General features: G+C 41.4%; 2 protein-coding genes. One reads left to right on the top strand and one right to left on the bottom strand.

Annotated features, from left to right (window positions below; translation table 11 throughout):
- Nucleotides 1-8: 8 nt before the first annotated feature.
- Nucleotides 9-1835, bottom strand: a complete 1827-nt coding sequence (locus B5G52_RS21560; RefSeq protein WP_087534694.1) for a TolC family outer membrane protein — start codon at nt 1833-1835, stop codon at nt 9-11.
- Nucleotides 1836-2065: 230 nt separating this feature from the next.
- On the opposite strand from B5G52_RS21560, the gene B5G52_RS21555 reads away from it, so the two are divergent.
- On the top strand, nt 2066-7244 hold a 5179-nt coding region (locus B5G52_RS21555), incomplete at its 3' end, for a retention module-containing protein (RefSeq protein WP_140394364.1).

Below are 7244 nucleotides of genomic sequence, written 5' to 3'. Positions count from 1 at the left end.
TTGATCACTTAATAAATAGCATTGGTATTACGGTTGTATAATGCAGGACCCTCTAATGAGGCATGGCCTTGGATTTCAACTTTTTTGTTGGGGTGTTGAGTTAAAAAGTCAGCTAACCGTTGTATTTCTTGCATGTATTGTGGGCGTACCTCACTGGAGTCGGCTGAAAACGGGATGCCAATTTCTACATTGGCAGAATCAGCTTTATATTTTGTGCAGCCTGTTTCGTCAACGTCAGTAAAAGCAGGTGTTGCTGGACAGCCATCATTTTCGTTAGCAACACCATCACCATCATCATCTTGAAAGTCACTCATACTGTTTAATGTCGTATTTAATGCTGGTGCCTCTAAGTACCTTGGCATTGCGGTCACTGACATATAGGCGTTATCTTGCATTTTCTTTTTTTGTAAAAAAGCTTGGCGGTTTATAGTTGCTCCAACGTCATATTTAGGACAAATAGTTTCAGGGTTGTGCGCAAGCGGATCGTCAGTTAAATCACTTATTTTAGGAAATTTATCTGATGTAACATTGAGTGTAGGTAAAAGTTTACCCATTTGCGCTAGCATGGTTAGAATCGCTTCTTGGCGCTCATAAAGTGCCGAGATATATGAGCGGGTAGATTGAAAAGATTCGTTCTCTGCATCAAGGACGTCAAGCAATGTACGTTGGCCAATATCAAACTGATCTTTGTAGGCAAATTTCACTTTATTAGATGAACGCTTGTGTTGCTCTAATGCTGGTAGTTTGCTTTCAAGTACTTTCACATTATTATAAGCTATTTGTAGGCTTTGTCTAATCTCTATGCATGACTGATCACGCTGGTATTTTGCAACATTAACCTCTTGATATGCTTGTTCTAAATTAGCACTATCAAGGCCTCCTTTGTACAAGTTATAGCTAACATCTATACCGACTCGTGCTTCTGTACGTGTTTCATTAAATCCAAGTTCATCACGGTCTTGTGTGCCATAACGAGCTGATAAATCAACATTTGGGTGAAATGCAGATTTTTGTGCTTGGGCATTCGCCTCTTGTGCGGCAATATTATATAACGACGCATAAAAGTCGTGGCTGTTTTTATAAGCGATATCAAGAGCTTGATTTATTGAAATCGGTATACTGTCTTCGCTTAGCCTTGCCTCAACTGTGCCTTGTTGAGGTAGTTCACCAACAACTCTTAAATAGCGGGCACTTACATCATGTAGGTTTGCATATTCGGTCATTACGTTTGATTGGGCTAATGAGAGACGGCCACTTATTTGTTCTAAATCGGCAGCACGGGCTACGCCTGCACCAACACTTTGTTCGATTTGTTGATACACAGACTCGTGCTCTTTTAGGTTTTGTTGAGCAAGTTCAACTAAGCGAGTGAACTTTTGTACATCGATGTAAGCTGCGCTGGCCTCTAATGCGATTTGTTCTGCTTGCGACATCATTTCAAAATAACGAATTAGTTGAATACGCTCAAAGCGCTCTACTGTATTTGATGTTCTAAAGCCATCGTATAGCATTTGCCCTAGAGTTAACTCTGCAGTATTACGATTGTATTCGTTTTCGACGCCGTAGTTGCGTTTTTCATAGCCAGCGCTAACAGTGGCATCTACAGTGGGTAAATAGCCCGAATAAGCGGCATCAACACCATACACTGATGCCTTAAATGCATGCCATGCTTGTTGTACTTCAGGGTTATTAGAAATTGCTTTGTCAGCAACATAGGTTAAAGGCATTAAGGAAGTTTCCTCCGCATGCACTTTAGGTATAACTCCATTTATGGCTAAAGTTAGGCCAATAGCCAAGATAGTTTTACTTTGCTTTATGCTATTTTTTCTAATCATTGCATCCTCTTAGATCAGTTAGAAGCACCTCTAATTAAGTTTTAGACAATGAAGTTAAATAGTGCAAATCTAATTATGAAGTAGCATGAAAATTAATTTATACCACCTATTTTAGTCGTATTTTTTTAATTCTTTTTTTGTAGCCCTGTACTTTAGTCCAGTAGCTCTTTAGTACGGTTTGTCTAAATTTTATCTATATAGCAAATTTTTTTGACTGAGTAGGTGAAATCATGGATGCAAATCAATTATTAGTTATTGACGTACAAGGCACAGTACAGGTTGCTTTAGACGATGGCTCTTTTCGCACGCTAACATTAGGCGACACAGTGACTGTTGGCGAGATTGTTGTAACTGCAGCAAACTCTTCGTTAATAATCGATGTCAAAGGTTTGTCACTCGCGATACCTGCAAATCAAAGAGTTAAAATTACGCCTGATTTAATGGCACAAGCCGCTCGAGATGACTCTGAAACCACCTTGTTTGATGAATCAATTGATGATGCTATTGCTAGTTTGAACTCACCCGAAGCACAAGACCCCACAGATACACAAAATCCAGATGTAACAGACTTTTTGCAAGCGTTAGAAGGTGATGGAGATATTCTTGACGCTTTAGATGCAACTGCTGCTGGTGGCAATACACCGGGTACGTCTGGTGGTGGTACATCCTTTGTTACATTGACTCGAATTGCTGAAGCTTTGAGTAATAACGGTTTATCGTTTGATGATAGTTACGAAAGTTTTAATGATGGGATTTTTAGTTTAAGAGATACCACCGATGGCGTGTTACCAGAGACCAATCAATTGGCATCATTAACTATTAACGACTTGGGTTTGATAAACAATGCGCAACCTGTGATCACCGGTACGAGTGAAAATCTGGCTGGCCAAGCTGTTACTATGATAATCACGGATTCTGCAGGGGAGACGCAAACTTTAGTTGTCGTAATTGAAGAGGATGGTACATTTTCAGCTGCTGTAGAAGAGCCACTAATAGATGGCCCTATTGTGATAGATGCGACAGTTACAGATTCAGATGGAAATCCGATTACCGAGACAATCACCGCAGAGATTGATACCACGGCACCTGTTGTGAGTATTAATGCATTAGCTGACTCATCTTCTGAAATAGTGACAATAAGTGGCTCTGTGGCAGGTGTGGCGGCGGGTAATAATGTGCTCGTGACGGTGACTGATAGCGCAGGGCAAGTTCAAAATTTTACTGTTGTTATAGACGAGCAAGGTAATTGGTCATTAACAACACAAGCCTTATCTGAAGGTGCTTATACCGTTGATGCTGTTGCAACTGATGATGCAGGCAATCAAGGCGTTGACTCTACTTTAGCGATAGTAGATTTAACTGCCCCCATCATCACTATTGATGCTTTAGCCCCATCAAATAACACAACCCCTGTTATTAACGGTGGGGTGAGTGGGGTGTTTGTTGGCAGTCTAGTTACTGTTAGTGTTTTAGATGCAGCAGGAAACGAACAGACCTTTACTAGTATAGTGGATGATAATGGTCGTTGGTCAATTGAAGTTTCCGAGTTATTAAGTGAAGGAGAGTACACAGTTACGGCTCAGGTAGCAGACTCTGCGGGTAATCAAGCTTCGGATACAGCGATAAATCAGATAGATTTGACAGCTCCTACGATTAATATTTTACCGCTTGATGATTCTCAAAATACTACTCCAATAATTACAGGTTCAGTGCAGGGAGTCCCTCAAGGAACTGCAATTATAGTTATGGTTACTGACTTTAATGGCCAAGAGCAAACATTTACCGTTTTAAGTAATGCTGATGGTAGCTGGGCAGTCAATGTATTAAATGAATTGTCTGAAGGTGAGTTTAGTATTTTAGCTACTGTTACGGATGCAGCTAATAACCAAGCGCAAGATATTGAAAGAGCCTTAATTGATTTAACTGCTCCTGAAATCACTATTTCATCAATCGCTGACACGAATGACACAACACCTACCTTTTTTGGTCAAGTTGAAGGTGTAGAACCTGGCACAATACTGACTATTGATGTTGTGGACAGTGCTGGTGTGTTACAGCAATTAACAGCACAAGTTGATAACGACGGTCGTTGGAGTATTGAAGCTTCACTAGCCTTAGCTGAGGGAGAATTTACTGCAACTGCTTCAGTGTCTGATACAGCAGGTAATAGCGCATCGGCACAAACTGTCGGTCAAATTTCATTTTCAGCTATAACAATCGCTATAAATGCAATTGCTGATTCTAATGATACGACTCCATTTTTGAGTGGTACAACTGAAGGGGTTGCACCTGGTAGTACAATTACACTTGCCATTACAACTAGTGATGGTAATACATTTTCGTTGCTAGCTATTACTCAAGCTGACGGCTCCTGGTCTATTCAACTTAGAGAACCTTTACCTGAAGGAGACTTTACAGTCGTTGCAACGGTTACAGACCCTCAAGGTAATGAAGCACAAGCGAGCGCCGTTGGTAATATAGATTTAACCGTGAGTATTAATTTTATTATTGATACAAATGATACTACACCTGTTATTTCTGGTTCAACTCAAGATGTGGAGCCTGGCGCGCTGGTGACCGTTACTTTTGTTGGCAGTAATGGGCAAGCTGAAATAATAGAGGTACTTACAGATGAAAATGGAAATTGGTCTGTAGAAGCAAGTATTCCACTTGCTGAAGGTGAGTTTACGGTATCTGCTACTGTGACAGATGCTGCAGGTAATACTGCACAAGCAACTGAAGTTGGAGTAATCGATTTAACCGACCCAACGATTCAAATTAATCCTATTGCAGATACAAATGACACGACTCCTTTAATCTCTGGGACTGTTTTAGATGTAGACGCTGGTACAGTTGTTACATTACTAGTTACGGATAGCAATGGTGCTCAACAAACACTAACAACGACAGTGGATTTAAATGGAAACTGGCAAGCAGATGTTTTAAACGAGCTTGATGAAGGTGATTTTACTGTCACTGCAAGTGTTTCTGACGCTGCGGGTAATAGCAGTACTGCAACAGCAACAGGCACTATTGATTTAACGTCTCCTGAAGTTTTCATTGACTTTATTGGTGATATAAGTGATTTAACGCCTACTTTAACTGGTACGACACTCGGTTTACCTGATGGAAGCACCGTTACTCTGACTATTACGGATAATGCAGGAACAGTACAAGTGCTAACTACGACCATTGCATCGAATGGACGTTGGTCTATCGAAGTTAGTAATGAGCTAGCAGAAGGCGAATTTGACGTTGTTGCAGATACTCAAGATGCTGCAGGCAATACAGCTCAAGATATTAGTACAGGTAATATTGATACTACAGCGCCGACGATTAACATAGCTGACTTTACAGATACTAATGATGTTACACCTATTATATCTGGAAGTGTTTCAGGTGTTGCTGTTGGTACGTCCGTTACTGTTATTGTTATTGATAGTGATGGGAATCAACAATTATTAACGACAGTTGTTAATGCTGATAGCAGCTGGCAAGTAGGAGTGAATAAATTACTTTCTGAGGGTGAGTTCACAATAACAGCAACAGTTTCTGATAGCGCTGGAAATGAAGCTATTGATTCAACTGTTGGTGTGGTTGATTTAACTGCCCCCCTCATTAATTTAGATTCAATTAATGAGGGGGCAGACAGCACTCCTGTTATATCAGGGCAAGTACAAGGAGCTACTACAGGTTCAATCGTTAGCTTGATAGTTACTGACTCTGACGGTGTTGAGCAGCAATTCATGACTCATGTTTTAAGCGATGGTAGCTTTTCAATTGAAGTTCCTAATAGCTTAGCTCAGGGAGAGTTTTTGGTCATTGCTACTGTAGCTGATGCGGCAGGTAATGAAGCTTCAGATTCACAAACTGGCTTGATTGATTCAAGTTTACTTTCTATTTCAATCAATGTTATTGGCGAAACAAATGATACTACTCCAACAATTTCAGGTAGTACACAAAATACGGTGCAGGGCGATCAAGTTGCCATAATCATCACCGCACTGAATGGTCAAACAGAAACGTTATTTACTGTAGTTGATGCCCAAGGTAATTGGACTGTTACACCAACACAAGAGTTAGTTGAAGGAGAGTTTTCAATTACGGCCACTGTAACTGATAGCTTTGATAATGAAGCAAGTAATAGTTTAACGGGTGTTATTGATGTGACAGCGCCGAGTATTACTCTTAATTTTGACTCTTTAACGAATGATAGCACTCCACTATTTAATGGAACAACAGATGCGCCAATAGGTAGTGAAGTGACACTGGTTATTACAGACAGCGCTGGAAGTATATATACATTAGTGGCGCTGGTGGACGCCAATGGTAATTGGGCAATAAGCCCTGAACTCCCATTAGACGAAGGGGAGTTCACAGTTACAGCCACAATTTCAGATGAGGCTGGAAACCTAGCATCAACTTCAGGCAGTGGTGTAATTGATATTTCAGCACCAATTATTTCTATTGATAGTATTGGCGCGGTAAATGATCCAACCCCGACTATTAGTGGGCAAACAGATGAGCCTGTAGGTAGTACGGTAAGTATCACTGTTTCAGATGGCTTGAATACATATACCTTTACAGCAATTGTTAGTGTTGATGGGAGTTGGAGTGCAGATGTACCAGAGCCACTACTGGATGGCGAAATTACTGTTTCAGCAAGTATTACTGACTCCGCCGGAAATCAGGCTCAAGCAACATCGTCGTTTGATCTAACTAATGAAGCTCCTAGTTTTAATATTGATGCATTATCTGCCACCAATGATACAACGCCAACGATAACGGGTTCTAGTGATGAAATAGGCGCGACAGTGACGTTAACCGTGACAGATGCAGCAGGCAATGAACAAAACCTAACTGCCATAGTACAAGCTGATGGTACCTGGTCAGTAGATGTGCCCACTGATTTAGCCGAAGGTGCGTTTACCGTTGATGCCAGCGTGACGGATGCAGCCGGTAATACCGCCAGCGATTCAGAAACCGGCGGCGTGATTGATACGCAAGCGCCCACATTTGATATTGATCCATTAAGTTCGACGAATGACACCACCCCAACGATAACAGGCTCCAGTGATGAAATTGGCGCGACAGTGACTTTAACTGTGACAGACGCAGCCGGTGTGGAACAAAACCTAACTGCCACAGTACAAGCTGATGGTACGTGGTCAGTGGATGTGCCGACTGATTTAGCTGAAGGTGCGTTTACGGTAGATGCCAGTGTCACGGATGCAGCGGGTAATACCGCCAGCGATACAGAAACCGGCGGAGTAATTGATACGCAAGCGCCCACGTTTGATATTGATCCAATTACAGCGACGAATGACACTACACCAACTATTACAGGTTCTAGCGATGAAATAGGCGCGACAGTAACCTTAACTGTCACAGATGCCGATGGCACAGAGC

The organism is Pseudoalteromonas sp. A601 (genome assembly GCF_002165575.1).
Taxonomy (GTDB): Bacteria; Pseudomonadota; Gammaproteobacteria; order Enterobacterales; family Alteromonadaceae; genus Pseudoalteromonas.
Note: the sequence above shows the minus strand (reverse complement) of the source record. Positions and strands in the feature narration are given on the sequence as shown.